25 protein-coding genes, 1 tRNA gene and 2 pseudogenes are annotated in these 24,414 nt (G+C 58.2%); 19 read left to right on the top strand and 9 right to left on the bottom strand.

Annotated elements, in window-relative coordinates; genetic code table 11:
• Window positions 1-95 precede the first annotated feature (95 nt).
• Window positions 96-1,511, top strand: coding sequence for an NAD(P)/FAD-dependent oxidoreductase (locus ACTJJN_RS05410; RefSeq protein WP_041166846.1), 1,416 nt, complete (start codon window positions 96-98; stop codon window positions 1,509-1,511).
• 79 nt (window positions 1,512-1,590) lie between these two features.
• Window positions 1,591-2,088 (top strand): RidA family protein, encoded by a 498-nt coding sequence (locus tag ACTJJN_RS05405; RefSeq protein WP_435652912.1) that lies wholly within the window; start codon window positions 1,591-1,593, stop codon window positions 2,086-2,088.
• Between the two features lie 192 nt (window positions 2,089-2,280).
• Here ACTJJN_RS05405 and ACTJJN_RS05400 read toward each other — a convergent pair whose 3' ends face one another.
• Complete coding sequence (locus tag ACTJJN_RS05400; protein ID WP_440781061.1) at window positions 2,281-2,514, bottom strand: hypothetical protein; 234 nt, start codon at window positions 2,512-2,514, stop codon at window positions 2,281-2,283.
• 242 nt (window positions 2,515-2,756) lie between these two features.
• Here ACTJJN_RS05400 and ACTJJN_RS05395 point away from each other — a divergent pair, with 242 nt between their 5' ends.
• Complete coding sequence (locus ACTJJN_RS05395) at window positions 2,757-4,517, top strand: ATP-dependent nuclease (protein ID WP_440781060.1); 1,761 nt, start codon at window positions 2,757-2,759, stop codon at window positions 4,515-4,517.
• A gap of 139 nt (window positions 4,518-4,656) precedes the next feature.
• On the opposite strand, the gene ACTJJN_RS05390 is transcribed toward ACTJJN_RS05395, so the two are convergent.
• Window positions 4,657-5,238: a hypothetical protein gene (locus ACTJJN_RS05390; protein WP_440781059.1), complete on the bottom strand. Its 582-nt coding sequence runs from the start codon at window positions 5,236-5,238 to the stop codon at window positions 4,657-4,659.
• 308 nt (window positions 5,239-5,546) lie between these two features.
• Here ACTJJN_RS05390 and ACTJJN_RS05385 point away from each other — a divergent pair, with 308 nt between their 5' ends.
• Window positions 5,547-6,965, top strand: a complete 1,419-nt coding sequence (locus tag ACTJJN_RS05385; protein ID WP_440781058.1) for a hypothetical protein — start codon at window positions 5,547-5,549, stop codon at window positions 6,963-6,965.
• A 77-nt stretch (window positions 6,966-7,042) separates the two neighbouring features.
• On the opposite strand, the pseudogene ACTJJN_RS05380 reads toward ACTJJN_RS05385, so the two are convergent.
• From ACTJJN_RS05380 to ACTJJN_RS05355, 6 genes and pseudogenes are all read right to left on the bottom strand, one after another.
• A pseudogene (locus ACTJJN_RS05380) lies at window positions 7,043-7,630 on the bottom strand (tail assembly protein).
• The gene (locus ACTJJN_RS05375; protein ID WP_440781057.1) at window positions 7,630-7,932 is read right to left on the bottom strand and encodes a hypothetical protein; all 303 of its coding nucleotides are present in this window, start codon (window positions 7,930-7,932) and stop codon (window positions 7,630-7,632) included. The pseudogene ACTJJN_RS05380 and the gene ACTJJN_RS05375 overlap by 1 nt, the downstream one beginning before the upstream one ends.
• 315 nt (window positions 7,933-8,247) lie before the next feature.
• Entirely contained in the window at window positions 8,248-8,445 is a 198-nt protein-coding gene (locus tag ACTJJN_RS05370) for a hypothetical protein (RefSeq protein ID WP_440781056.1), read from the bottom strand.
• A gap of 129 nt (window positions 8,446-8,574) precedes the next feature.
• The gene (locus ACTJJN_RS05365; protein ID WP_440781054.1) at window positions 8,575-9,720 is read right to left on the bottom strand and encodes a phage major capsid protein; all 1,146 of its coding nucleotides are present in this window, start codon (window positions 9,718-9,720) and stop codon (window positions 8,575-8,577) included.
• Window positions 9,686-9,802 (bottom strand): annotated as a pseudogene (locus ACTJJN_RS05360) (Arm DNA-binding domain-containing protein); the annotation flags it as partial. The gene ACTJJN_RS05365 and the pseudogene ACTJJN_RS05360, both read right to left, overlap by 35 nt.
• A 207-nt stretch (window positions 9,803-10,009) precedes the next feature.
• Window positions 10,010-10,094, bottom strand: a tRNA-Leu gene (locus ACTJJN_RS05355).
• A gap of 105 nt (window positions 10,095-10,199) precedes the next feature.
• On the opposite strand from ACTJJN_RS05355, the gene queA reads away from it, so the two are divergent.
• The 6 genes from queA to ACTJJN_RS05325 all read left to right on the top strand — a co-directional run bounded on the left by queA (window position 10,200) and on the right by ACTJJN_RS05325 (window position 16,266).
• Window positions 10,200-11,249 carry a tRNA preQ1(34) S-adenosylmethionine ribosyltransferase-isomerase QueA gene (gene queA, locus ACTJJN_RS05350; RefSeq protein ID WP_440781052.1) on the top strand — a complete coding sequence of 350 codons (1,050 nt, stop codon included), beginning with the start codon at window positions 10,200-10,202 and terminating at the stop codon, window positions 11,247-11,249.
• A 14-nt stretch (window positions 11,250-11,263) separates the two neighbouring features.
• A complete protein-coding gene (gene tgt, locus ACTJJN_RS05345; protein WP_003248558.1) occupies window positions 11,264-12,379 on the top strand; it encodes a tRNA guanosine(34) transglycosylase Tgt in 1,116 nt (371 codons plus the stop codon).
• A gap of 42 nt (window positions 12,380-12,421) precedes the next feature.
• A complete protein-coding gene (yajC, locus tag ACTJJN_RS05340; protein WP_003248556.1) occupies window positions 12,422-12,757 on the top strand; it encodes a preprotein translocase subunit YajC in 336 nt (111 codons plus the stop codon).
• Between the two features lie 63 nt (window positions 12,758-12,820).
• The gene (gene secD / locus ACTJJN_RS05335) at window positions 12,821-14,683 is read left to right on the top strand and encodes a protein translocase subunit SecD (protein ID WP_012051243.1); all 1,863 of its coding nucleotides are present in this window, start codon (window positions 12,821-12,823) and stop codon (window positions 14,681-14,683) included.
• Window positions 14,684-14,693: 10 nt separating this feature from the next.
• Entirely contained in the window at window positions 14,694-15,602 is a 909-nt protein-coding gene (secF, locus tag ACTJJN_RS05330; protein ID WP_012051244.1) for a protein translocase subunit SecF, read from the top strand.
• 121 nt (window positions 15,603-15,723) lie between these two features.
• The gene (locus tag ACTJJN_RS05325) at window positions 15,724-16,266 is read left to right on the top strand and encodes a glycine zipper 2TM domain-containing protein (RefSeq protein WP_003248550.1); all 543 of its coding nucleotides are present in this window, start codon (window positions 15,724-15,726) and stop codon (window positions 16,264-16,266) included.
• Window positions 16,267-16,398: 132 nt separating this feature from the next.
• Here the strand turns inward: ACTJJN_RS05325 and suhB are convergent, their stop codons facing one another.
• Window positions 16,399-17,217, bottom strand: coding sequence for a type III secretion system regulator SuhB (suhB, locus tag ACTJJN_RS05320; RefSeq protein WP_003248548.1), 819 nt, complete (start codon window positions 17,215-17,217; stop codon window positions 16,399-16,401).
• Between the two features lie 151 nt (window positions 17,218-17,368).
• On the opposite strand from suhB, the gene trmJ reads away from it, so the two are divergent.
• The 9 genes from trmJ to fdx all read left to right on the top strand — a co-directional run bounded on the left by trmJ (window position 17,369) and on the right by fdx (window position 24,409).
• Window positions 17,369-18,124, top strand: coding sequence for a tRNA (cytosine(32)/uridine(32)-2'-O)-methyltransferase TrmJ (gene trmJ, locus ACTJJN_RS05315; RefSeq protein WP_029611811.1), 756 nt, complete (start codon window positions 17,369-17,371; stop codon window positions 18,122-18,124).
• A 3-nt stretch (window positions 18,125-18,127) separates the two neighbouring features.
• The gene (cysE, locus tag ACTJJN_RS05310) at window positions 18,128-18,913 is read left to right on the top strand and encodes a serine O-acetyltransferase (RefSeq protein ID WP_003248544.1); all 786 of its coding nucleotides are present in this window, start codon (window positions 18,128-18,130) and stop codon (window positions 18,911-18,913) included.
• Window positions 18,914-19,092: 179 nt separating this feature from the next.
• A complete protein-coding gene (gene iscR, locus ACTJJN_RS05305) occupies window positions 19,093-19,584 on the top strand; it encodes a Fe-S cluster assembly transcriptional regulator IscR (protein ID WP_003248542.1) in 492 nt (163 codons plus the stop codon).
• A gap of 45 nt (window positions 19,585-19,629) precedes the next feature.
• Window positions 19,630-20,844: an IscS subfamily cysteine desulfurase gene (locus ACTJJN_RS05300; RefSeq protein WP_003248541.1), complete on the top strand. Its 1,215-nt coding sequence runs from the start codon at window positions 19,630-19,632 to the stop codon at window positions 20,842-20,844.
• Between the two features lie 46 nt (window positions 20,845-20,890).
• A complete protein-coding gene (gene iscU, locus ACTJJN_RS05295) occupies window positions 20,891-21,277 on the top strand; it encodes a Fe-S cluster assembly scaffold IscU (protein WP_003248539.1) in 387 nt (128 codons plus the stop codon).
• Between the two features lie 28 nt (window positions 21,278-21,305).
• The gene (gene iscA, locus ACTJJN_RS05290) at window positions 21,306-21,629 is read left to right on the top strand and encodes an iron-sulfur cluster assembly protein IscA (RefSeq protein WP_003248536.1); all 324 of its coding nucleotides are present in this window, start codon (window positions 21,306-21,308) and stop codon (window positions 21,627-21,629) included.
• 8 nt (window positions 21,630-21,637) lie between these two features.
• On the top strand, window positions 21,638-22,159 hold the full coding sequence (gene hscB / locus ACTJJN_RS05285) for a co-chaperone HscB (RefSeq protein WP_003248535.1): 522 nt from the start codon (window positions 21,638-21,640) through the stop codon (window positions 22,157-22,159).
• 42 nt (window positions 22,160-22,201) lie between these two features.
• On the top strand, window positions 22,202-24,064 hold the full coding sequence (gene hscA / locus ACTJJN_RS05280; protein WP_143999577.1) for a Fe-S protein assembly chaperone HscA: 1,863 nt from the start codon (window positions 22,202-22,204) through the stop codon (window positions 24,062-24,064).
• Window positions 24,065-24,067: 3 nt separating this feature from the next.
• The gene (fdx, locus tag ACTJJN_RS05275) at window positions 24,068-24,409 is read left to right on the top strand and encodes an ISC system 2Fe-2S type ferredoxin (protein ID WP_012051250.1); all 342 of its coding nucleotides are present in this window, start codon (window positions 24,068-24,070) and stop codon (window positions 24,407-24,409) included.
• The last annotated feature ends 5 nt before the right edge of the window (window positions 24,410-24,414 follow it).

Here is a 24,414-nt window from a genome sequence, read left to right as displayed (position 1 = left end):
GTGGCCGAAAGTTGGCCGCGGCGGCTGGCGGCCGGGTAGGTGGCTCGCCGCCTGAGCTGATGAACCCACACCGATTACCAGGAAAGGAAAGTGTCATGGGAATGACGAGGCGTAAATTTTTGATCGGCGGCGGCGTCGTGGCTATTGCAGGTGGCGCAGGCATTCTGACCCCCTTGCTGACCCGCGAAGGCAGGTTGATCCCCGGCAAACCGCGGTTTGGTTTTGTAGAAGGTAGCGAAGGTGCGCTTCCCAAACAGGCAGACGTCGTCGTTGTTGGCGCTGGTATTCTGGGGCTCATGACCGCAATCAATCTTGTCGAGCGTGGCCTCTCGGTAGTCGTCGTTGAAAAAGGTGATATTGCCGGCGAGCAGTCATGCAGGTTCTATGGTCAGGTCATGACCTACAAGATGCCTGATGCGACGTTCCAGTTGCACCATCTTGCCAAACAACGGTGGCGCGAGATGAATGCCAAAGTGGGTGCAGATACCAGCTATCGCACTCAGGGCCGGGTCGAAGTTCCTTTCGATGAAGAAGACCTGGAAAACGTCAGAAAGTGGATCGATGTCAAAAGCCGGGAAGTAGCAGCGGACAACCCCTTCAAGACTCGGATCATTCAGGGGAATGAACTCGAACAGCGGCTGCGCGGTGCATCCTCGAGCTGGAAAATTGCAGGTTTCGAGGAAGACTCCGGTAGCCTGGACGCCGAGCGCGCATCGTTTGTCATGGCGGAGTACGCCAAGAAAATGGGTGTGCGCATCTACACCCACTGCGCCGCAAGGGGCCTGGAAACCCAGGCGGGCGTCATCTCCGATGTGGTGACCGAGAAGGGCGCCATCAGGACTTCTCGCGTGGTCGTGGCAGGCGGCGCCTGGTCCAGGCTGTTCATGCAGAACCTGGGCGTCGATGTGCCTACCTTGCCGGCCTACCAGTCCCAGCAAATCATCAGCGCGGCGCCCCGTGCACCGGGGGGCAACGTTGCATTGCCAGGGAATATCTACTTCCGTGAGCAGGCCGACGGTACATACGCCACCTCGCCGCGCGTCGTCGTTGCCCCGGTGGTCAAAGAATCGTTCATGTATGGTTATAAATACCTGCCATTGCTGGCCATCCCCGACTTCCCGGTGCACATCTCACTCAACAAGCAACTGATCGATTCGTTCACTCAGCCCACCCAGTGGAGGCTGGACGAGGTATCGCCCTTCGAGAAAAACAGGCTGATGACGGCGGCCCCGGATATTCCAGAGCTGGATGCATCTCTGGAAAAGCTCAAAGTCGAGTTCCCTGCCTTCAAAGATGCGAAGTTGATCGATCAGTGGAGCGGTGCCATGGCCATCGCCCCGGATGAGAACCCGATCATTTCGCAGGTCAACGAGTACCCAGGCCTGGTCATCAACACCGCGACCGGTTGGGGTATGACGGAAAGCCCGGTGTCGTCCGAGCTGACGGCAGACCTGCTGCTTGGAAAGGCGCCGGTGCTGGACCCGAAACCCTTCAGTTTGTATCGATTCTAAATACGCATACCGCAATGGAATGACCCGTACACGCATAAACGGTGCGTGTACATTCTTGTGTAACCATCAGGAGAGAAATATGAAATTCGCTTTCAAGACCGTTGCTGCATTGGCGTTGGGAATAGCCGGTGTTGGCAGCGTTCATGCACAAGATATTGTGCGCCATGGCGCAGGTAGTTTCCCTATCTCGTCGGCTGTAGAGATTCCTGCCGGGAAGTCGGTCGTCTATCTGAGCGGTTCCGTCCCGTCGGTGATCCATCCCGATGCGCCCAAGGATTCGCTGGAAGCCTACGGTGATACCAAGGCACAAACCATCAATGTGCTTGAAAGCATCCAGCAGCAGCTGAAAACGCTGGGTCTTGGCCTGACTGACGTGGTGAAGATGCAGGTTTTCCTGGTGGGTGGGCCGGAGAACGGCGGCAAGATGGATTTCGACGGTTTCATGGCTGGCTACACCCAGTTCTTCGGGCCAGCCGCCAAGCAGCCGGTGCTACCTGCGCGCTCGGCGTTCCAGATTGCAGGCCTGGCGCACCCTGCCTGGCGGGTTGAGATCGAAGTGACAGCGGTTCGTCCCTGAGAGGACCTTGGCCCAGCCCGACAAAATCGTCGGGCACAAAAAAACCGACCGTAAGGTCGGTTTTTTCCGGATTTGGTGCCCGAGGGAGACCAATACTGTTCGATGAAGGCCTTAGCTTATGAGGGGTTTGGTGTTTGTGGGAGAAAACCTACTCACAAATCTACTCACTTTGTTGCGAGCGTTGCGAAGCCATCACACATCTGTGCCATCTATTCGGACAGACGCTTGAGCGTCATCAGCATACGGGATGCTCACCTCGACCTTTTTGCCTGACTCGGTAGTGATTTCAATCACGAGTCGGTGAGGAGGGGCTGCAAAGTCGTCTGTGAACAGCACGTGGACAGCCTCTTTGCATGAGTCGCCCGTGGAGACCGGCCAATAAGCCGAGCCGTCTTTGGCCGGCAGATACACTTGAATGCTGGACATTTCCTTTCTCCTAGCTGCTTTAGATTGCGTGTCTTAGCAGGCTAGCCGACTTTTATGATCCTTCTTCGGGATGTCAACACGCTGCTAAACCTCATGGAATGCTGCACGCTAGCGGCCATCGAGATTATTGGTACCCCCAGAAATACCCCCTCGGGTGAATTGATGCGACTAGTGGCTTTGGGCTACTCTGGTGCGATCTACTTGCCTCACGCTAGGCGCATCGGCTTAAAGGGAATTAAAAATTGGTTGCCATCACGTCAATTAGATTTAACCAGTTCAAAGCGTTTCATTCCTTTTCAGTGAGGCTTGACACCTGCAACATACTAGTTGGTCCCAACAACGCAGGGAAATCCACTGTAATCAGTGCATTTCGCCTTCTCGAAACAGCTTTAAGAACAGCAGGGAAGCGTCGCCCAGAATTCGTAACGATCGATGGAAGAAATAAGCTAGGACATCGAATCCCAGTAACCGGACTGCCGGTATCCTTGGAGAACGTACATACGGACTATGTGCACACCGATACAAACATCACCTACCGTTTCTCCAATGGAAACTTTATATATCTTACCTTCCCTGAAGATGGTGGATGTGTAATGACGTGGGAAACCCAAGGGCCCTCAATTCGCACCGCACAGGGCTTTCGCACTGCATTCCCGATTAAAGTTCAAGTAGTCCCAGTGCTCGGACCACTTGAACATGAAGAACCGATGATTACTGAAGAAACTGTAAGGCGATCAGTCGGAACCCCACGAGCTAGTCGACACTTCAGAAACTTCTGGTATCAAAATCCAGAGGGTTTTGAAAGCTTCCGCGAAATGCTCGAAAAAACATGGCCAGGCATGTCTATTGGGAAGCCGGAATTCGATTCATCATCTAGACTATTTGCTATGTATTGCAAAGAAGGCCGAATGGATCGTGAGATCTTCTGGGCAGGATTCGGATTTCAAATCTGGTGCCAACTTTTAACACATTTATCCCGATCCAAAGAGTACAATCTGACAGTTATTGACGAGCCCGAAGTTTATCTTCATCCAGATCTACAGCGACAGCTTCTTACAATACTTAGAGACTGTGCAAACGACTTCGTATTAGCTACCCACTCAACAGAAATCATGGGTGAGGCAGATCCTTCAGAGATTCTCATTGTTGATAAAACAAAAAAATCTGCCAGGCGAGTAAAGGATGTCGAAGGCGTCCAAGAAGCCATGAACGCCTTAGGCTCAATGCAGAACATTACGCTGACACAGTTAGCGCGCAACAAAAAAGTGTTATTCTGCGAGGGCACATTTGACTATAAGGCAATGCGCAGATTCGCCGGAAAAATGGGATTTAGTGAACTAGCCTCGGGCAACGACATAACTCAGCTTTCGTCGGACGGTTATAGTTCCTGGCCGAAGGTTCAAGCCTTAGCATGGGGTTTAAAATCGGCTTTGGGAGCTGAAATCAAGATCGCGGCTGTCTATGACAGAGATTTTTGGTGCGATGCCGAAACCGAAATTGTAGAAGCAAAACTAAAAGCAGAACTTACCTTCGCTCACATCCACCGAAGAAAGGAAATGGAGAATTATCTTCTAGTCCCGGCAGTGCTAGAGCGCTGCTTGAATAAATACATCTTGGAGCGCAGCAAGCGAGACGGTAGCCCAGTGATCGAGGCTTTCATAGAGCCTATTCTTGAAACCATTACTAGCAGTCAAAAATTTGAACTTCAGGGCCAGTATGTAAGCAAGTACACGGAGCACCACCGCGGCACCGGAAAGGACTTATCGACATTAAACTCTGAAAGCTTGAAAGCATTCGAAGAGAAATGGATCAACCTCGACATCAGAATGGAGATCGTCTGCGGCAAAGATGTACTTAGGGAGTTAAGATCCAAAGTGAACGAGCTTTACTCAGTCACTCTTACCGACTTGAGGATCATGGACGAGTTTGACGTCGATGAAATCCCTGAAGATCTACGAAACTTAATTACCTCACTAGACACATATCGCGCTGGCACTTTGTAACTCTGCCCGCGCCTAGCACATGCGAATAGACTCTTTGCACGGGCGCACTGATGCTTAGAGGTGTCCTCAGATCTGAGGACACCCCAAGCCGGTACGCAGGTCTTGGTCAGCGGCGGGCTACCAGCCGTGTGATGCGGTCCTACGCATACTCGGCTGGCGGTAGATCGCCCTCGATTAATTGCGGGAAGAATGTGTAGGTGGTGGTGAATCGCTTCTTTTTTCGAAGCTTGCTAGGGATTGATAGTAGCCAATTGAGTATTCCTGGGGGAGCATCGTAGCTTGCAGTAATCGTAAATTTCTGCTTTTTTAAACCAAGAGGCATTCCGCCTTCAGGCGGATACTGCATCAAATCGGTGTTTTGAAGCAAAAATAGAAACTGCGTTTGTCCTGGTGCGAACTGTTCTATTGTGTTCTTGAATAGTCCCCCAAAAATATCACGCCGGTCGTTTTTGAGGTCGCCCTCAACGGTTAAGCTTAGATTCTCTGCACGAATGCTGCCGATATTTACCAGAGTGAACTGAACAAAGATGTCTTGAAATCTAGTCTTGGATTTTGCGGTTTTAGTTTCAGTTGAGCCGATAGGCATGTCGAATTCTATCTCTGGTCCGAAGCGGTTACATACCTGGTGGTATACCTCAATTACTGGGCGCTTTTGGTTGGATATAATTTGAACTCCAACCCTCAAAGATCCAGTTAGTGCCGAAGCTGGTACTTCAACCATTGTTTACTCCACCGCAAAGGCTGTTAAATTGTGATCGTGGATTTTACTTGATCTTTCAGGTCTTCGCTGGCTTTCCGAAGGTAGGCAGTCACCCTGCCATTGCGTTGCGTGCGCTGATTGAGCATCCAGGCCCAGTCCTTGATAGCCGACCCAGAACCTTACGTAGGTCAACCTAAGAAATCTCCAGATACACGGCCATGTCGAAAAGGGAGGTGCAAGTGGACCGCCAAGCGGTTTGAGATCGGTATAATGATGGCTTCAGGCCTGCGTTGGTAGGTTGCTCATGGCGCTTTCTAGATGGAATTTTTATGGGTCAGAACTTAACTGGGCTGTTCTTGGGCGCAGGCGCTTCATTCGACGTTGGAATGCCTCTTGTCTGGGATCTGACTAAAAAAACAAAAAACTGGCTGACGCCAGAAAAATTGCGCAGTTTCAATGAAGGCTGGAAAAGGCAAGGTGGTGGGGTTTCAGATTCGATTATTGAGGAATTGATCGGTGTTATGTCGAGGGACGACTTGCATTACGAGAGTGTTCTCGGATATCTAGAGGTTCAATCTAAACGACACGGTGGTGACTCTGCAGGGTACCACACGATGTATTCGTGGATGGTGGAGATGGTTTATATGCAGCTGTATCTACAGCATGTAAATGGATCTCAATTTATTATAGAACATCTTGATCTCTATAGAGGGATAAATGCCCTTTATGAAAATAACACACCATTGTGGGTCTTTTCACTAAATCACGACTCCATTGTGGAGATGATTGCCAAAAATCTTTCTATTCCGTTGTATTCAGGTTTTACAGATGCATTGGTTGAACTACCTCGACGGAACGCCGCAGGGGAAATTATTGGTACTCTTTTGGCTGAATCAATCTCTAAAAGTGAATTGGATGACGGATGTATGCGGTTCCCCAATCCGCCGGAGCCTGGGATATACTTGCTCAAGCTTCACGGATCTCTTGATATATTTGTCCATAATGACAATTCTGATTTAGTAAAGATTCTTCCCCAAGGCGATACACCTCAGGCTGTCATTGACTCTCTGCGGGCTACTAACGAAGAGTTGGTTTATGTAGATCAGCGTGCGCCTGGCGGTAAAGCCAAAGTGCTGAACGAGATAGCCTACGCCGACTTTGATGGGGAAATGAAATTTCTCCGCAGAACCCTACTTTCTGGAGCTCAGAAATTTAATGAGCGGTCTTCTCAGGTTCTTCCTAAGTCGATGCTTAAACACTTCAGGTCTAATATCAACTTTGTTCGGGAGTTGATATGCGTTGGTTACGGATTTGGTGATCAGCACATTAATGAAATTATGAAGTCTTGGTTGGAGTTTTCTGCAGATAGGTCTATCAAGATAGTTAGTCCAGGAGCGAAGTCAATTCCGTCCTTCCTCTTGCATCTGGCACCGCAAATTGTGTTGGTTCCAAGCGGGGCTACGGAATTTTTCGATGAGATAGCGGGCATCGAGAGGTCGGAAAAGGAGTTGCTAGGAAAAAGAATTTTCCTGGCGACTCATAGACTTGGACCGCTCAAAAGTGCAGAGGCGTTTAAGCTTTTTGAAGCGAGTGAGCGCGATAGGCATCTCGCTGAAGTGGCGGAAATGATGTTGTCAATTAAAGGCGGAGAAGAACCGGAGAGCATTCTAAAGAGAACTGAAGATTTTGTAGCGTCAGAAATCGAATCGATTCGACGGTTTTTACAACATCTTGAGTCGCTATCATGAATTACTTGGGGGCGTCCCTACAACTGAGGACACCCTTACATACCCGGAATTCCGGGTATGTAAGGGTCGAGCTAGCTTCAAACCTTGTCCTGCGGATAGATCCCGAAGGAAATGATCGCTCCTCCCCAGCGGCGCTCGCCGATGCAGATCGGGACAGGGTTACCGCTGGCCGTAGTGTTCTTGGCATTTCCGAAAGCATATGACGGCAGATTCTCTGGCGCTCCGCTCTGCGACAGCCCCGCGACCTGAGGGCTGAGCATCTGAATGACACCACCAGCCACAAGAGCAACGCCGGGGCCTTAGGTAGCCCCTCCGGTGAACGGTCCTGCAATGATCAGGGCTATTCCGACGATGGTCTGCAGCAGGCCAGCACGCTTGCTGCCATGCACTACCGGCACAAACCACAGCTCCCGAGCACCGCCCAGACCCAACTCCCCCTCACCGATGTTCTTGCCGTTCTTGAAGACCGCGAAGCACATGCCCTGGCCCTCTGCCTCGGCCAGGTCACGGGCGAAGCCTGGATAGTTAGCATCCAGCGCTTTGGTGGCCTCTTTCGCATCACCGCGCTCCAGCACGAAGTGGTGGTGCTTGCCGTACTTCTTGCCCAAGAAGCCGCCCAGGCGGATCTTGGTCTTTGGTGCGTAATCAATCGCGGTTGCGGCCATTACACAGCCTCCTGTGGCATACCCAGGTGGACGCCCAGGCGCCGGGCAAGCATCTCGCGACACTGCAACGCCTCCAAGCGGATGGCGGCCTCTCGGGCAGGATCAGGGTTCCAGTTGGGCGCATAGTTGCACATGGAGGCGCGAGCGCCCCGCAGGGTGCCACGCAACAAGTCGGCGGATATGCGCGCCTCCTCTTCGGTGAAAAACACACCATCGCGCTTCACCCTTTGGCCGGCCTGGACGTGATCGACTTCCCACAGCAGATAGCAGGGGCCGCCTTTGTCCAGGGTGAAGGTGGCCACGTCACAGGCTCGGGCGAAACGCTCTTAAAAGGTGGATGGAGCTGGTTGGATGGTCATCAGCGGGTAGCCTCCAGGTGTTAACTCGTCGGTGTTAAAGCGTTAACTTTTTGGTGTTAAAGGTGTTAACCCTTTAACATTCGCCAGACCGTCTAGAATTGGCTCAAGGCCGCTAAATCATTGGCTTCCAGCCCCATGCACGTTCGGCATGGGTGTTAACCTCGCTTTAGCATTTTTTGTTAAAGGGGGAAAAAATCTGCACGTGGGGTCGGAGGCGGTCTAGGTCAGCGGACCTTCCAGACTTTCGACCCGCCCCCCTCAGTAGGTCGGCGCGATGTACGGCGGCGCCGACCGGATCTGCTCCAACGCTTCGGCTGGGCTCAGGCCGCTGGCCAACAGGCGATCGATCTCTTTGCTCAACCGCTCACGCTCTTCCATCTGGCGCAACAGGGCGCGGCTGTGGGCGATCTGGTTGAGGGCTCGTTGAACTGGCTTGGGTAGATGGGTATGGCTCATGGTCTTCTCCGGTGTGAATGAAAAGGCCCGCGAGTGCGGGCCAGTGCCGGATCACCCCACAAAGGAAAGAAGGGCTCCGACTGCTGCGGTTAGGAGGTCGTGGCACTCACAGCTGACCCACGCTTGCGCTTACGGAGTCGGCGCACCGGTCAGCGTCACCAGGCGAGTGGCCGTAGGAGCGAACACAGCCAGGCCAGCGCGCAGCTCTGCCAGGATGGTCACAATGATGCGGCGGAAGTTGTCGCCGTCGTGGCGGCTAGCCTCCACGGTCACTTCCTGGCGGTCCAGCAACGCGGCCACGCTGGTATCGAGGATCAATGCCTCGCCTTGTGGCATGCCGTTGGTGACGACTACGGGGGTGCCCCACAGGCTGGGCGGCGCTGGATCGCGTGGGGTGCCAATCACATACTGGCCGTCGCCATCCTCGGCGCGCTCGCTCTCGATGGCGAACCAGTCACGCGGGTTCATCACGATTACGTTTGGATTCCAACCTTCGGCTTTGAGGTCAGTAAGGGCAGCGCCAATGCGGTCAGCTGGCTTGCCGGTGGTGATGCCTGCAGCGGTCGCCTGCTTCTTGAACCCGAGGATTTCCCCCGCGCCGCCGGCGCCGTTGATGAGTTCGGCTTCCAACTTCTGGCGCACGCCCACGCTCATCAGCGTGTTGATCTGTCCCTCAAGCTGGTCATTGTCCTTCAGCACCTGGAGGCTCGCCGGAATCCAGGTGGCGATCTCCGCCCGTTCCATTTTGGTGGGCATCGACCCTTCGGCCTTCTCCTCACCTTCTTCTTTCTGGTAGGCCGCGCCGTTGATGTAGCCGTCGAGGCGAACGAACTCGTAGGTAGCGCTGGTGACCGGCACGATCGGCAGCACATCCAGCAAGCTCAGCCGCGGCTGCGGAATGCCACGGATACCGGCACCATCACGCTGCGGGGCAGTTGGGTAGCTGGTCGAGCCAGTGACGCCTTTGTTGGGGTTGGTGATGGCTGCGCGCACGCCCACTTTGCAATTGATCTGGCCGGTGGACTTCATACCGTTGCGGAAGCCGGCGATGCCATCAGCGACCACGACCTGGGCAGTCAAAGCATTGGAGTCGGTGGAATCGTCGTTAGCGCCTCGGCGGGCGCTGACATTCACCATCTTCTGCTCGATTTCTTGAAGGCGGGCGCCGAACTCGTTTTGCTTCTCTGCTGAGGACGATTTGAAGTCAGCGATCTGCGTGCCGATGTTCTGCAGCGTTAAGGCGCCACAGTTTGCCCCCAGCGGTTGTAACCTCAAGGCAAAGGCCCTGGGCGTCAGCGAGGCGATAGAGCTTGTCGCGGGGTTTGGCGGTGCGGATGGCGGTATCTGTGAGCGCCACGGCTATTCCCGTGGAGTGCCGAACCGCGCTGGATTGCGGTCGGTGTGTGAGTAGGATTCTGGACCGAACTCGTCCTACTCACAAATCTACTCATATGCTTGCGGGCTTACAAGGGAACCGCTGGGAACGATGGGCACAAAAAAACCGGCCATGTGGCCGGTTTCTCTGGTGTTCCGGGTCTGGTAGGGACCGCTTGGAACTATGTGATGGTGCCCCGAGGGAGACTCGAACTCCCACTCCTTTCGAAAACGGATTTTGAATCCGCCGCGTCTACCAATTCCGCCATCAGGGCGTGGCGCGCAGTATAAAGAGGTGCCGCTGGTCGGTCAATCGGCTTTCATGGTCAATTTTCACACATTGGGCTAAACTTCCCGGCCCTGCCGAACCGAACATCATCATGCGCGTCGCCGATTTTTCCTTCGAACTCCCTGATTCCCTGATCGCCCGCCACCCGTTGGCCGAGCGCCATGGCAGCCGTCTGCTGGTGCTCGATGGGCCTACCGGCGCGCTGGCGCACCGGCAATTCCCCGACTTGCTCGACTATCTGCGCCCCGGCGACTTGATGGTGTTCAACAACACCCGAGTGATCCCGGCGCGGTTGTTCGGCCAGAAAGCCTCCGGCGGCAAGCTGGAGGTACTGGTCGAACGCGTGCTCGACAGCCACCGGGTGCTGGCCCATGTGCGCGCCAGCAAGGCGCCCAAGGTTGGCGCGGTCATCCTCATCGATGGCGGTGGCGAGGCCGAAATGGTCGCGCGCCATGACACGCTGTTCGAACTTCGCTTCACCGAAGAGGTGCTGCCGTTGCTCGACCGTGTCGGCCACATGCCGCTGCCGCCCTATATCGACCGCCCGGACGAGGGCGCCGACCGTGAGCGCTACCAGACCGTGTACGCCCAGCGCGCCGGCGCGGTTGCCGCGCCTACCGCAGGCCTGCACTTCGACGAGGCGCTGCTGGAAAAGATCGCCGACAAGGGCGTCGAGCGCGCCTTCGTCACCCTGCATGTGGGCGCCGGCACCTTCCAGCCGGTGCGGGTCAACAAGATCGAAGACCACCACATGCATAAAGAGTGGCTCGAAGTGGGCCAGGATGTGGTCGATGCCATCGAGGCCTGCCGGGCCCGTGGTGGTCGGGTGATCGCGGTTGGCACCACCAGTGTGCGTTCGCTGGAAAGCGCCGCGCGTGATGGTGTGCTCAAGGCCTTCAGTGGCGACACCGACATCTTCATCTACCCGGGCCGGCCGTTCCATGTGGTCGATGCCTTGGTCACCAACTTCCATCTGCCGGAGTCCACGCTGCTGATGCTGGTCTCGGCTTTCGCCGGCTACCCCGAGACCATGGCTGCCTACGCAGCGGCGGTCGAGCACGGGTACCGCTTCTTCAGTTACGGTGATGCCATGTTCATCACCCGCAATCCGGCGCCACGCGGGCCCGAGGATCAAGCATGAGTCGCACCTGTCGAATGTCCTTCGAACTGCTGGCCACCGACGGCAAGGCCCGTCGGGGTCGCATCACCTTCCCACGCGGCACCGTGGAAACCCCGGCATTCATGCCGGTAGGGACCTATGGCACGGTCAAGGGCATGCTGCCACGCGACATCGAGGCCATCGGCGCCGAGATGATCCTCGGCAACACCTTCCACCTGTGGCTGCGTCCGGGCACCGAGGTGATCAAGAAGCACAACGGCCTGCACGATTTCATGCAGTGGAAAGGCCCGATCCTCACCGACTCCGGTGGTTTCCAGGTATTCAGCCTGGGTGCCATGCGCAAGATCAAGGAAGAGGGCGTGACCTTCGCTTCGCCGGTCGATGGTTCCAAGGTGTTCATGGGCCCGGAAGAGTCGATGCAGGTTCAGCGTGACCTGGGCTCGGACGTGGTAATGATCTTCGACGAGTGCACCCCGTACCCGGCCGAGCACGATGTGGCACGCACTTCCATGGAGTTGTCGCTGCGCTGGGCCCAGCGCTCGAAGAATGCCCATGCCGACAACACCGCAGCGCTGTTCGGCATTGTCCAGGGTGGCATGTACCAGGACCTGCGCATGCGCTCGCTGGAAGGCCTGGAAAACATCGGTTTCGACGGCCTGGCCATTGGCGGCCTGTCGGTGGGCGAGCCCAAGCACGAAATGATCAAGGTGCTGGATTATCTGCCGGACCAGATGCCTGCTGACAAACCTCGTTACCTTATGGGGGTAGGCAAACCGGAAGATCTCGTTGAGGGTGTGCGCCGCGGCGTCGACATGTTCGACTGCGTGATGCCGACGCGTAACGCGCGCAACGGTCATCTGTTCGTTGATACAGGGGTGATCAAGATCCGCAATGCGTTCCATCGTCACGATGAATCGCCGCTGGATCCGACCTGTGACTGCTATACCTGCACCAACTTCTCGCGCGCCTATCTCCATCATCTGGACAAATGCGGCGAAATGCTGAGCAGCATGCTGAATACCATCCACAACTTGCGCCATTATCAGCGCTTGATGGCCGGTTTACGCGAGGCTATTCAACAGGGTAAATTGGCCGCCTTTGTCGACGCCTTCTACGCCAAGCGCGGGCTTCCTGTACCGCCCTTGGACTGACTGTCCGCATCCATTATTAGAAAATTACATTAGGAGTGCCCAATGAGCTTCTTCATCCCCGCCGCATACGCGGACGCTGCAGCACCTGCCGCTGGCCCAGCCGGTACCGGCTTCGAGTGGATTTTCCTGGTCGGTTTCCTGGTCATCTTCTACCTGATGATCTGGCGCCCGCAGGCCAAGCGCGCGAAAGAGCAGAAGAACCTGCTGAGCAACTTGCAGAAAGGTGACGAAGTTGTCACCAACGGCGGCATCGCCGGCAAGATCGTCAAGGTTTCCGATGACTTCGTGGTGCTGGAAGTGTCCGACACTGTCGAGCTGAAGTTCCAGAAGGGTGCCATTGCTGCCACCCTGCCAAAAGGTACGCTCAAGGCTATCTGAGTTACCGGTTTTATTTTCCAGTCGGGGCGCGCAACGCGCCCCGCGTCTTGAACGGGCGGCGTGATGCTGAACAAATATCCTCTGTGGAAATATGCACTGATCGTGCTGGTACTGGTGGTCGGTTTCATTTATTCCGCTCCCAACCTCTACCCGGATGACCCGGCGGTACAGATCAGCGGTGCCAGCTCGGCGCTGCAGGTGAATCAGGCCGACCTTGATCGCGTCAGCAAGGCGCTGGTCGATGCCAAGATCGCCGTCAAGGGTGCAAGCCTGGGTGAAAAGGGCAGCGGGCTGATCCGCCTGACCAATCAGGAAGACCAGCTGCCAGCCAAGGATGTAGTGCGCAAGGCACTGGGCGATGATTACGTCGTGGCCCTGAACCTGGCCCAGACTACCCCGCAATGGCTGCGCAACCTGGGCGCAAGCCCGATGAAACTGGGCCTGGACCTGTCCGGTGGTGTGCACTTCCTGCTGGAAGTGGACATGGACAAGGCCATGACTGCCCGCATGAAAGTCTACGAAGGCGAGGTCAAGACCTTGCTGCGCAAAGAGCGCGTCCGCTACCGCAGCCTGCCTCAGCAGGATGGCGGCATCATGCTGGGCTTCGCTGACGATGCCACCCGCGAACAGGCACGTGCCCTGATCCGCAAGAATTTCAATGATTTCGACCTGACCACCACCGATCGCAACGAGCTTGCGGTGCTGCGTCTGGCGCTGACCCAGGCGAAAGTCGCCGAGATCCGCGAATACTCGATCAAGCAGAACCTCACCACCGTGCGCAACCGCGTGAACGAGCTGGGTGTGGCAGAGCCTCTGGTACAGCGCCAGGGCGCCAACCGTATCGTGGTCGAGCTGCCAGGCGTGCAGGACACCGCCGAAGCCAAGCGTATCCTTGGTAAAACGGCCAACCTGGAGTTCCGCTTCGGTGCCGAACCGGGTGCATCCAAGGCCACTACCGAGGTGTTCGAGTTCCGTGAGGGCGGCCGCTCCGCCGCAGTCGAGCGGGGCCTGATCATCACGGGTGACCAGGTTACCGACGCACAGGCCAGCTTCGACGAGCATGGCCGCCCGCAGGTGAACATTCGCCTGGATGGCCACGGTGGCGAGCTGATGAGCCGTGCTACCCGTAGCAACGTCGGCCGTAGCATGGCGGTGATCTTCATCGAGCAGAAGCCGGTTACCCGCTACGTCAAGCAAACCGTCGGCGGCGTCGAGAAGGACGTTGCCGTACAAAGCTTCGTCGAAGAGAAAAAAATCATCAGCCTGGCGACCATCCAGTCGCCGCTTGGCAGCCAGTTCCGCATCACCGGTCTGAACGGCCAGGGCGAATCGTCCGAGCTGGCCCTGCTGCTGCGTGCCGGTGGTCTGGCTGCGCCGATGTACTTCGCTGAAGAACGTACCATTGGCCCAAGCCTGGGTGCTGACAACATCACCAAGGGTATCGATGCGTCGCTGTGGGGCATGCTGTTCGTCTCGCTGTTCATCATCGCCATCTACCGCGGCTTCGGCGTGATCGCCACCATCGCCCTGGCGGGCAACATGGTCCTGCTGCTGGCGTTGATGTCGCTGCTGGGCGCTACCCTGACGCTGCCGGGTATTGCCGGTATCGTGCTGACCATGGGTATGGCGGTGGACGCCAACGTGCTGATCTTCTCGCGTATCCGCGAGGAGCTGAAAGCCGGCATGTCGGTGCAGCGTGCCATCCACGAAGGCTTCAATCGTGCGTACACCGCGATCATCGACGCCAACCTGACCAGCCTGCTGGTCGGCGGTATCCTGTTCGCCATGGGTACCGGCCCGGTCAAAGGCTTTGCGGTTACCATGTCCCTCGGGATTTTCACCTCGATGTTCACCGCCGTCATGGTGACCCGCGCAATGGTCAACCTGACCTGCGGCGGGCGTGACATCAAGAAGCTGTGGGTTTGAGGGAGCTGCGATGAAAACCATCAACTTCATGGGCGTGCGCAATGTCGCGTTCGCCATTACCGTGCTCCTCACCGTGCTGGCGCTGTTCAGCTGGTGGCAGAAGGGCCTTAACTTCGGCCTGGACTTCACCGGTGGTACGCTGATCGAGCTGACTTACGAGCGCCCGGCCGACCTCAAGGCAGTGCGTGCCGAGTTGGTCGACTCCGGTTTCCACGAGGCGGTAGTGCAGAGCTTTGGCGCTACCACTGACTTGCTGGTGCGTATGCCAGGCGATGACCCGCAGCTGGGCAACAAGGTCGCTGCTGCGCTGCAAAAGGCCGGGGGTGACAACCCGGCCACGGTCAAGCGTGTCGAGTTCGTCGGCCCGCAGGTCGGTGAAGAGCTGCGCGACCAGGGTGGCATGGGCATGCTCTTGGCCCTGGGCGGTATCCTCATCTACCTGGCCTTCCGTTTTCAGTGGAAGTTCGCCGTGGGGGCGATCGTTTCGCTGATCCACGACGTGGTGGTGACCCTGGGTATCCTGTCGTTCTTCCAGATCACCTTCGATCTGACGGTGTTGGCAGCGGTGCTGGCGATCATTGGCTACTCGCTGAACGACACCATCGTCGTGTTCGACCGGGTACGTGAAAACTTCCGCGTCATGCGCAAGGCATCGCTGATCGAAAACATCAACGTTTCCACCACCCAGACCTTGCTGCGCACCATCGCCACTTCGGTTTCGACCTTGCTGGCCATTGCTGCGCTGCTGTTCTTCGGGGGTGACAACCTGTTCGGTTTCTCGCTCGCCCTGTTCATTGGTGTCATGGCCGGTACCTACTCGTCGATCTATATCGCCAACGTGGTGCTGATCTGGCTGAACCTGAACAGCGAAGACCTGATCCCGCCGACCAAGGCCGAGGGTGTGGATGATCGTCCGTAAGGGCTAGTCCATCACCGCCTGGCGGTGTAAAAGGCGCGAGTATTGAACTCGCGCCTTTTTTTTTGCTCCAAGGCTGGGAGAAGCGCGGGTTGATGCCCGCTGGTACGATCAGGAGGTCCACGTGAACAAATCAATGCTGGTGGGTGCGGTACTGGGTGCTGTCGGTGTGACTGCCGGAGGTGCTGTCGCGACCTACAGCTTGGTCAACAAGGGGCCTGAGTATGCCCAGGTCACCGACGTGCAGCCGATCAAGCAACAGGTGAAAACCCCGCGCGAAGTGTGCAAGGACGTTACCGTTACGCGCCAGGCGCCGGTCAAGGACCAGCATCAGATCGCCGGCACCGTCGTGGGTGCGCTGGCCGGTGGCTTGCTGGGTAACCAGATCGGTGGTGGCACCGGCAAGAAGATTGCCACGGTGGCCGGTGCGGTCGGTGGTGGTTATGCCGGTAACAAGGTGCAGGAAGGCATGCAGGAGCGTGATACCTACACAACCACGCAAACTCGCTGCAACACGGTCAACGACATCAGCGAGAAGGTGGTGGGCTACAACGTGACCTATTCCATCGGTGATCAGGTAGGCAAGGTGAAGATGGATCGCGAGCCGGGATCGACCATTCCGCTGGACAAGAATGGCAAGTTGATCCTGAGCGAAGCGGGTCAGTAATTTGCGTGGCCTGTGTCGGCCTTTCGCGGGTAAACCCGCTCCTACNCGAAGAGGCCGGCACAGGCCGCGCAAAACCACCAGGCACAAAAAAAGCACCTCAAGAGGTGCTTTTTGTTTGCCGCCAATCTGCGCTTAGCGCTTCATGCTTTCTGGCAGGTGCGGCTGGATGGCAGTCAGTACTGCCTTGAAGCACTTGATGTTGCCTGCAACGATGTGACCTTTGTCGAGGAAGTCGTGGCCACCGTTGAAGTCGCTCACCAGGCCACCGGCTTCCTGGATCAGCAGTACGCCAGCTGCCATGTCCCATTCGGACAGGCCCGACTCCCAGAAGGCGTCGAAGCGGCCAGCAGCCACATAGGCCAGGTCCAGGCTGGCGGAGCCGGCGCGGCGGATGCCGGCGGTCTGGCCGGTCAAGGCGCGGAACATGCCCAGGTAGTTGTCCATGTCCGCCATCTGGCCGTCACGGAACGGGAAGCCGGTGCCCAGCAGGGCGCCTTCCAGGCTTGTGCGCGAGCTGACGCGCAGGCGGCGGCCATTGAGTTGGGCGCCACGGCCACGGCTGGCGGTGAATTCTTCCTGGCGAACCGGGTCGACGATCACGGCGTGCTCAAGGCGGCCGCGGTATTTGCAGGCGATGCTGACGGCGAAGTGCGGGATGCCGCGCAGGAAGTTGGTGGTGCCGTCCAGCGGGTCGATGATCCACAGGTAATCTTTGCCTTCTTCGCCGCTACCCGCGTGCAGGCCGGTTTCCTCGCCCTGGATGGAGTGGTTCGGGTAGGCCTTGCGCAGGGCGTTGACGATGCTCTGCTCGGCGGCGCGATCGACTTCGGAAACGTAGTCCTTGGCCTCTTTCTCATCGACCTTGATGCTATCCAGGCGTTCGATGGAGCGGAAAATCAGTTCACTGGCGCTGCGAGCGGCGCGCAGGGCGATATTCAGCATAGGCTGCATGGGCGGGTCACCTGGAGATGTTAAAGAAGAAAGCCGATCATTCTAGCAGAAAACTTTGGCGGCAGAAGTGTCACATTTGCTTTCATGGCGTTACGTCTGTCGGTTCTGTAAGATCGAAGGCCCTGATTCCTGCATCTGTGAGCACAACACCTTGCTGCAAAATATTCGTGTTGTTCTGGTCAATACCAGCCACCCCGGCAACATCGGCGGCGCTGCGCGTGCCATGAAAAACATGGGCTTGTCGCGTCTGGTGCTGGTGCAGCCGAAAGAATTCCCCGCCGTGGATGCCAGTGCCCGTGCTTCGGGCGCCGACGATGTGCTGGATAACGCCCAGGTGGTCGACAGCCTCGAACAGGCGCTGGTCGGCTGCAACCTGGTGATGGGCACCAGCGCCCGCGAGCGCAGCATTCCCTGGCCGTTGATCGGCCCGCGTGAATGCGGTGCCAAGGCGGTGGAGCATGCCAAAGGCGGCGAGGAAATCGCCCTGGTGTTCGGGCGCGAGCACGCCGGCCTGACCAACGAAGAACTGCAGCGATGTCACTTCCACGTGCACATTCCCTCCAACCCCGACTTCAGCTCGCTGAACCTGGCGGCTGCCGTGCAGGTGCTTTCCTACGAGGTGCGCATGGCCTGGCTGGCTGCCGGTGAAGCACCGGGCAAAGTCGAGAAGGTTGACGCCGCTGAGCTGGCGACCATGGATGAAATGGAGCTGTTCTACGACCACCTGGAGAAAACCCTGGTGGGCATCGGCTTCCTCGACCCCGAAAAGCCCAAGCACCTGATGCCGCGCCTGCGACGGCTGTATGGGCGGGTGGCGGTCGAGCGTTCGGAAATGAGCATTTTGCGCGGCATCCTCACCGAGACCCAGAAAGTGGTCCGGGGCGAGCCGCATAAACGGAAGGACTGACAGATGTTCGAACGTCTGCGTGAAGATATTCAAAGCGTATTCCACCGTGATCCGGCTGCACGCAATGCCTTCGAGGTGCTCACTTGCTACCCCGGCATGCATGCCATCTGGTTGCACCGCCTGGGCAATGCCCTGTGGAGGCGTGATTTCAAATGGCTGGCCCGGCTGGTGTCGAACTTCGGTCGCTGGCTGACCGGTATCGAAATCCACCCTGGCGCCACCATTGGCCGGCGCTTTTTCATCGACCATGGTATGGGCATCGTCATTGGCGAAACCGCCGAGATCGGTGATGACGTCACCCTGTACCAGGGGGTGACGCTCGGTGGCACCAGCTGGAACAAGGGCAAGCGCCACCCCACCTTGGAAAACGGCGTGGTGGTAGGGGCGGGTGCCAAGGTGTTGGGGCCTTTCACGGTCGGCGCCGGGGCCAAGATCGGTTCCAATGCGGTGGTCACCAAGGCGGTGCCGGCCGGGGCTACGGCAGTAGGCATTCCGGGGCGGATCATCGTCAAGAGCGAGGACACCGAAGTCGAAGCCAAGCGTAAGGCTATGGCCGAGAAGATCGGCTTTGACGCCTATGGTGTCAGTGGCGACATGCCCGACCCGGTGGCGCGGGCCATCGGCCAGATGCTCGATCATCTGCAGGCCGTCGACGAACGGTTGGAGGGTATGTGTGGCGCGCTGACCAAGATGGGCAGTGACTATTGCGCCAAGGAACTGCCGGCCTTGCCGGAGGACGACTTCACCGAGGTTACCCAGGTGGCCCAGCGCGACACTCAGCCGCATTGATCGCGCCGCACTGAAGTCATGGTGGCATGTGGGGCGTGTGCTCGCGCCCCTCGTCTGCTACAATCGCGCCCGCCTCCCTGATGCAAACCCGACTAAAGCAGTAGGTCTAATAGTTGACTTAAATGCTCGGGAATCGCATACTCGCACACATCCTGAAACTCCCGTGGTACCCAATAGCCATGCGACTGACTACCAAAGGCCGATACGCCGTGACCGCCATGCTCGACCTGGCGTTGCACGCGAAGCATGGGCCGGTGTCTTTGGCCGATATTTCCGAGCGCCAGGGCATTTCCCTCTCTTATCTGGAGCAGCTGTTCGCCAAGCTGCGTCGCAGCAGCCTGGTTTCCAGTGTGCGCGGTCCAGGCGGTGGCTACCAGCTGTCGCGGGGCATGGAAACCATCCAGGTGGCCCAGGTTATCGACGCGGTCAACGAATCGGTCGATGCCACCCGTTGCCAGGGGCTCGGGGACTGCCATGCCGGTGATACCTGCCTGACCCACCACCTGTGGTGCGACCTCAGCCAGCAGATCCATGAATTCCTCAGCGGCATAAGCCTGGCCGACCTCGTCAAGCGCCGTGATGTGCAGGAAGTCGCCCAGCGCCAGGACCTGCGCCGTGTCGCAGGACGAACCGCCCAGCTGGACAAGATTGAGACGTCTGCCGTCGATTGATCCCCAGGGACGACGAGCGACGCCACCGCCTGATAGGAGAGACAAATGAAGTTGCCGATCTACCTTGATTACTCTGCGACCACTCCGGTCGACCCACGCGTGGCCCAGAAGATGGCCGACTGCCTGCTGGTCGACGGAAACTTCGGTAACCCGGCCTCGCGCTCCCACGTCTTTGGCTGGAAGGCCGAGGAAGCGGTGGAGAACGGTCGTCGCCAGGTTGCCGAGCTGATCAACGCCGATCCGCGCGAAATCGTCTGGACCAGCGGTGCCACCGAGTCCGACAACCTCGCGCTCAAAGGTGTCGCGCACTTCTATCAGACCAAGGGCAAGCACATCATTACCTCCAAGATCGAGCACAAGGCGGTCCTGGATACCGCTCGCCAGCTGGAGCGCGAAGGTTTTGAAGTCACTTACCTGGAGCCAGGCGAAGACGGCATCGTCACCCCGGCCATGGTAGAAGCGGTGCTGCGCGACGACACCATCCTGGTCTCGCTGATGCATGTGAACAACGAAGTCGGCTCGATCAACGACATTGCTGCCATCGGTGAACTGACCCGTTCGCGCGGCGTATTGTTCCATGTCGACGCCGCCCAGTCGGCCGGCAAGGTCGAAATCGACCTGCAAAAGCTGAAAGTCGACCTGATGTCCTTCTCGGCGCACAAGGTCTATGGCCCGAAAGGCATCGGCGCACTGTACGTCAGCCGCAAGCCGCGTGTACGTCTTGAGGCCATCATTCACGGCGGCGGTCATGAGCGCGGCATGCGTTCGGGCACCCTGCCGACCCACCAGATCGTCGGCATGGGCGAAGCCTTCGCCATTGCCAAACAGGAAATGGTTGCAGAAAACGCACGCATCAAGGCCCTGAGCGACCGCTTCTTCAAGCAGGTCTCAAACCTTGAAGAGCTGTACGTCAATGGCAGCCAGACTGCGCGTGTACCGCACAACCTGAACCTGAGCTTCAACTACGTCGAAGGCGAATCGCTGCTGATGTCGCTGAAAGACATCGCCGTATCGTCCGGTTCGGCCTGTACCTCCGCGTCGCTCGAGCCGTCCTACGTACTGCGTGCTCTGGGCCGCAACGACGAGCTGGCGCACAGCTCAATCCGCTTCTCCTTCGGCCGTTTCACCACCGAAGAAGAAGTCGACTACGCCGCGCAGAAAGTCTGCGAGGCCGTCAACAAACTGCGTGAGCTGTCGCCGCTGTGGGATATGTACAAAGACGGCGTTGACATCTCCAAGATCGAGTGGGCCGCCCACTAAGCAGTCGCCGGCAAGAGCGGCTCCCTGATGAGGAAGGAATTGCACCATGGCATACAGTGAAAAGGTCATCGACCACTACGAAAACCCGCGCAACGTCGGCAAGATGAATGCCGAAGACCCGGATGTCGGCACCGGCATGGTCGGCGCCCCGGCCTGCGGTGACGTGATGCGCCTGCAGATCAAGGTCAACGAGCAGGGCGTTATCGAAGACGCCAAGTTCAAGACCTACGGCTGCGGTTCGGCCATCGCGTCCAGTTCCCTCGCCACCGAGTGGATGAAGGGCAAGACCCTGGACGAGGCCGAAACCATCAAGAATACCCAACTGGCCGAAGAGCTGGCGTTGCCGCCGGTCAAGATTCACTGCTCGGTACTCGCCGAAGATGCCATCAAGGCAGCCGTACGCGACTACAAGCAGAAGAAAGGCTTGATCTAAGTCGCCTGTTGCAAGGTAAGGAGTTCTGATGGCTATCAGCATGACAGAAGCCGCCGCCAACCACATTCGCCGCTCCCTCGACGGGCGCGGCAAAGGTGAGGGCATTCGCCTGGGCGTGCGCACCACCGGTTGCTCGGGTCTGGCCTACGTGCTGGAATTCGTCGACGAACTGGCGGACGAAGACCAGGTGTTCGAAAACCATGGCGTCAAGGTGATCATCGATCCCAAGAGCCTGGTCTACCTCGATGGCACCGAACTGGATTTCGTCAAGGAAGGGTTGAACGAAGGCTTCAAGTTCAACAACCCCAACGTGCGCGGTGAGTGTGGCTGCGGCGAAAGCTTCAACGTTTGAGGCTGGCTGTGGGTACTCCTTGTCATTACGCATTGTTTGACCTCCAGCCAAGCTTCCGTCTGGATCTCGACAAGCTGGCCACTCGCTATCGCGAGCTGGCCCGCGAAGTCCATCCCGACCGCTTTGCCGACGCCTCCGAGCGTGAGCAGCGGGTAGCGCTGGAAAAGTCCGCAGCACTCAACGACGCCTACCAGACCCTGCGCAGTGCGCCGCGGCGTGCCCGCTATCTGCTGGCCATCAGCGGCCATGAAGTGCCTCAGGAAGTCACGGTCCACGACCCTGACTTCCTGTTGCAGCAGATGCAGTGGCGTGAAGAGCTTGAGGAGTTGCAGGACGAAGCCGACCTTGATGGTGTCGGCGTGTTCAAGAAGCGCCTCAAGGCTGCCCAGGACACGCTGAACGAGGACTTTGCCGCCTGCTGGGATGCCCCAGGCGAGCGCGACAAGGCCGAGCGCCTGATGCGCCGCATGCAGTTCCTCGACAAGCTCGCCCAAGAAGTGCGCCAACTGGAAGAGCGCCTCGACGATTAACCCGGTGTTGCCCGTGATGACACCTAAGGTATTCAGATAAGCATGGCCCTACTGCAGATTGCCGAACCCGGTCAAAGCCCTCAGCCTCACCAGCGTCGCCTGGCGGTGGGGATCGACCTGGGTACCACCAACTCTCTGGTCGCTGCACTGCGTAGCGGCCGCAGCGAGCCCCTGCCCGACGCGCAGGGCAACGTCATTCTGCCGTCCGCGGTGCGCTACCTCGACGGGCGTATCGAAGTGGGGCAGGCTGCGCGTGACGCCGCCTCCAGCGACCCGCTGAACACTGTGCTGTCGGTCAAGCGCCTGATGGGGCGCGGCCTGGCCGACGTCAAGCAGCTGGGCGAGCAACTGCCATACCGCTTTGTGGGTGGTGAGTCGCACATGCCGTTCATCGACACCGTGCAGGGGCCGAAAAGCCCGGTGGAAGTGTCTGCCGACATCCTGAAGGTGTTGCGCGAACGTGCCGAAGCTACCTTGGGTGGCGAGCTGGTAGGCGCGGTGATCACCGTGCCGGCCTATTTCGATGACGCCCAGCGTCAGGCTACCAAAGATGCTGCGCGTCTGGCCGGCCTGAACGTGCTGCGCCTGCTCAACGAACCGACTGCGGCCGCCGTAGCCTACGGCCTGGACCAGAACGCCGAAGGCGTGGTGGCCATCTATGATCTGGGCGGCGGTACTTTCGATATTTCCATCCTGCGCCTGACCGCTGGCGTATTTGAAGTGCTGGCCACCGGGGGTGATACCGCCCTTGGGGGGGATGACTTCGATCACACTATTGCCGGCTGGATCATCGAACAGGCGGGTTTGTCGTCTGACCTCGACCCGGCTACCCAGCGCGCGCTGCTGCAAACCGCTTGCGCCGCCAAGGAGGCCCTGACCGACGCTGACGTGGTCAGTGTCAGCCACGGTGCCTGGCACGGTGAGCTGACCCGCAGCGCCTTCGAAGCCATGATCGAACCATTGGTTGCCCGCAGCCTGAAGGCTTGCCGCCGTGCCGTGCGCGACAGTGGCGTCGAGCTGGAAGAGGTCAGCGCCGTAGTCATGGTCGGTGGTTCTACCCGCGTGCCGCGTGTGCGTGAGGCCGTCGGTGCACTGTTCGGGCGCACCCCGCTGACCTCGATCGACCCAGACCAGGTGGTGGCCATCGGTGCCGCCATCCAGGCTGACACCTTGGCCGGCAACCGCCGCGAAGGTGGCGAGCTGCTGCTGCTCGATGTCATCCCGCTGTCGCTTGGTCTTGAGACCATGGGCGGGCTGATGGAGAAAGTGATCCCGCGTAACACCACCATTCCGGTGGCGCGTGCTCAGGAATTCACCACGTACAAAGACGGCCAGTCGGCCATGATGATCCACGTCCTGCAGGGCGAGCGCGAGCTGATCAGTGACTGCCGTTCGCTGGCCCGCTTCGAGTTGCGCGGCATTCCGGCCATGGTTGCCGGTGCTGCGAAAATCCGCGTCACCTTCCAGGTGGATGCCGATGGCCTGCTCAGCGTCGCTGCCCGCGAGCTGGGTTCGGGCGTTGAAGCCAGCATTCAGGTCAAGCCGTCCTACGGCCTGACCGACGGCGAAATCGCCCGCATGCTCAAGGACTCCTTCGAGCACGCCGGTTCCGACAAGCACGCCCGCCAGTTGCGTGAGCATCAGGTAGATGGCGAGCGGCTGCTCGAGGCGGTACAGGGCGCCCTGGACGCCGACGGCGAGCGCCTGCTCAGCAGTGACGAGCGCGACGCCATCGAATTCCAGATGCAAGAACTACGTGATTTGCTGGCCGGCACCGATGGCGCAGCCATCGAGCAACAGACCAAGCGTCTGTCGCAGGTGACCGATGCATTTGCCGCCCGTCGCCTTGATTCGACGGTCAAAGCCGCACTGGCCGGGCGCAACCTGAATGAGATCGAGGAGTAATCGATGCCGCTGGTGACATTCCTGCCGCATGAGAAGTTCTGCCCCGAGGGGCTGACCGTGGAGGTGGAGCCTGGGACCAACATCCTGGAGTTGGCCCACGACCACCACATCGAGATGGAAAGTGCCTGCGGCGGCGTCAAGGCCTGTACCACTTGCCACTGCATCGTGCGCAAGGGCTTCGATTCGCTCGAAGAGGCTGACGAGCTGGAAGAGGACATGCTGGACAAAGCCTGGGGCCTGGAAGCGCAATCGCGCCTTGGTTGCCAGGTTTTCGTCGCTGACGAAGACCTGACCATCGAGATCCCCAAGTATTCGCTCAACCATGCCGCCGAAGCACCGCACTGAGGGCC

The organism is Pseudomonas sp. 22515 (assembly GCF_052044625.1).
Lineage (GTDB): Bacteria > Pseudomonadota > Gammaproteobacteria > Pseudomonadales > Pseudomonadaceae > Aquipseudomonas > Aquipseudomonas alloputida.
Note: the sequence above shows the minus strand (reverse complement) of the source record. Positions and strands in the feature narration are given on the sequence as shown.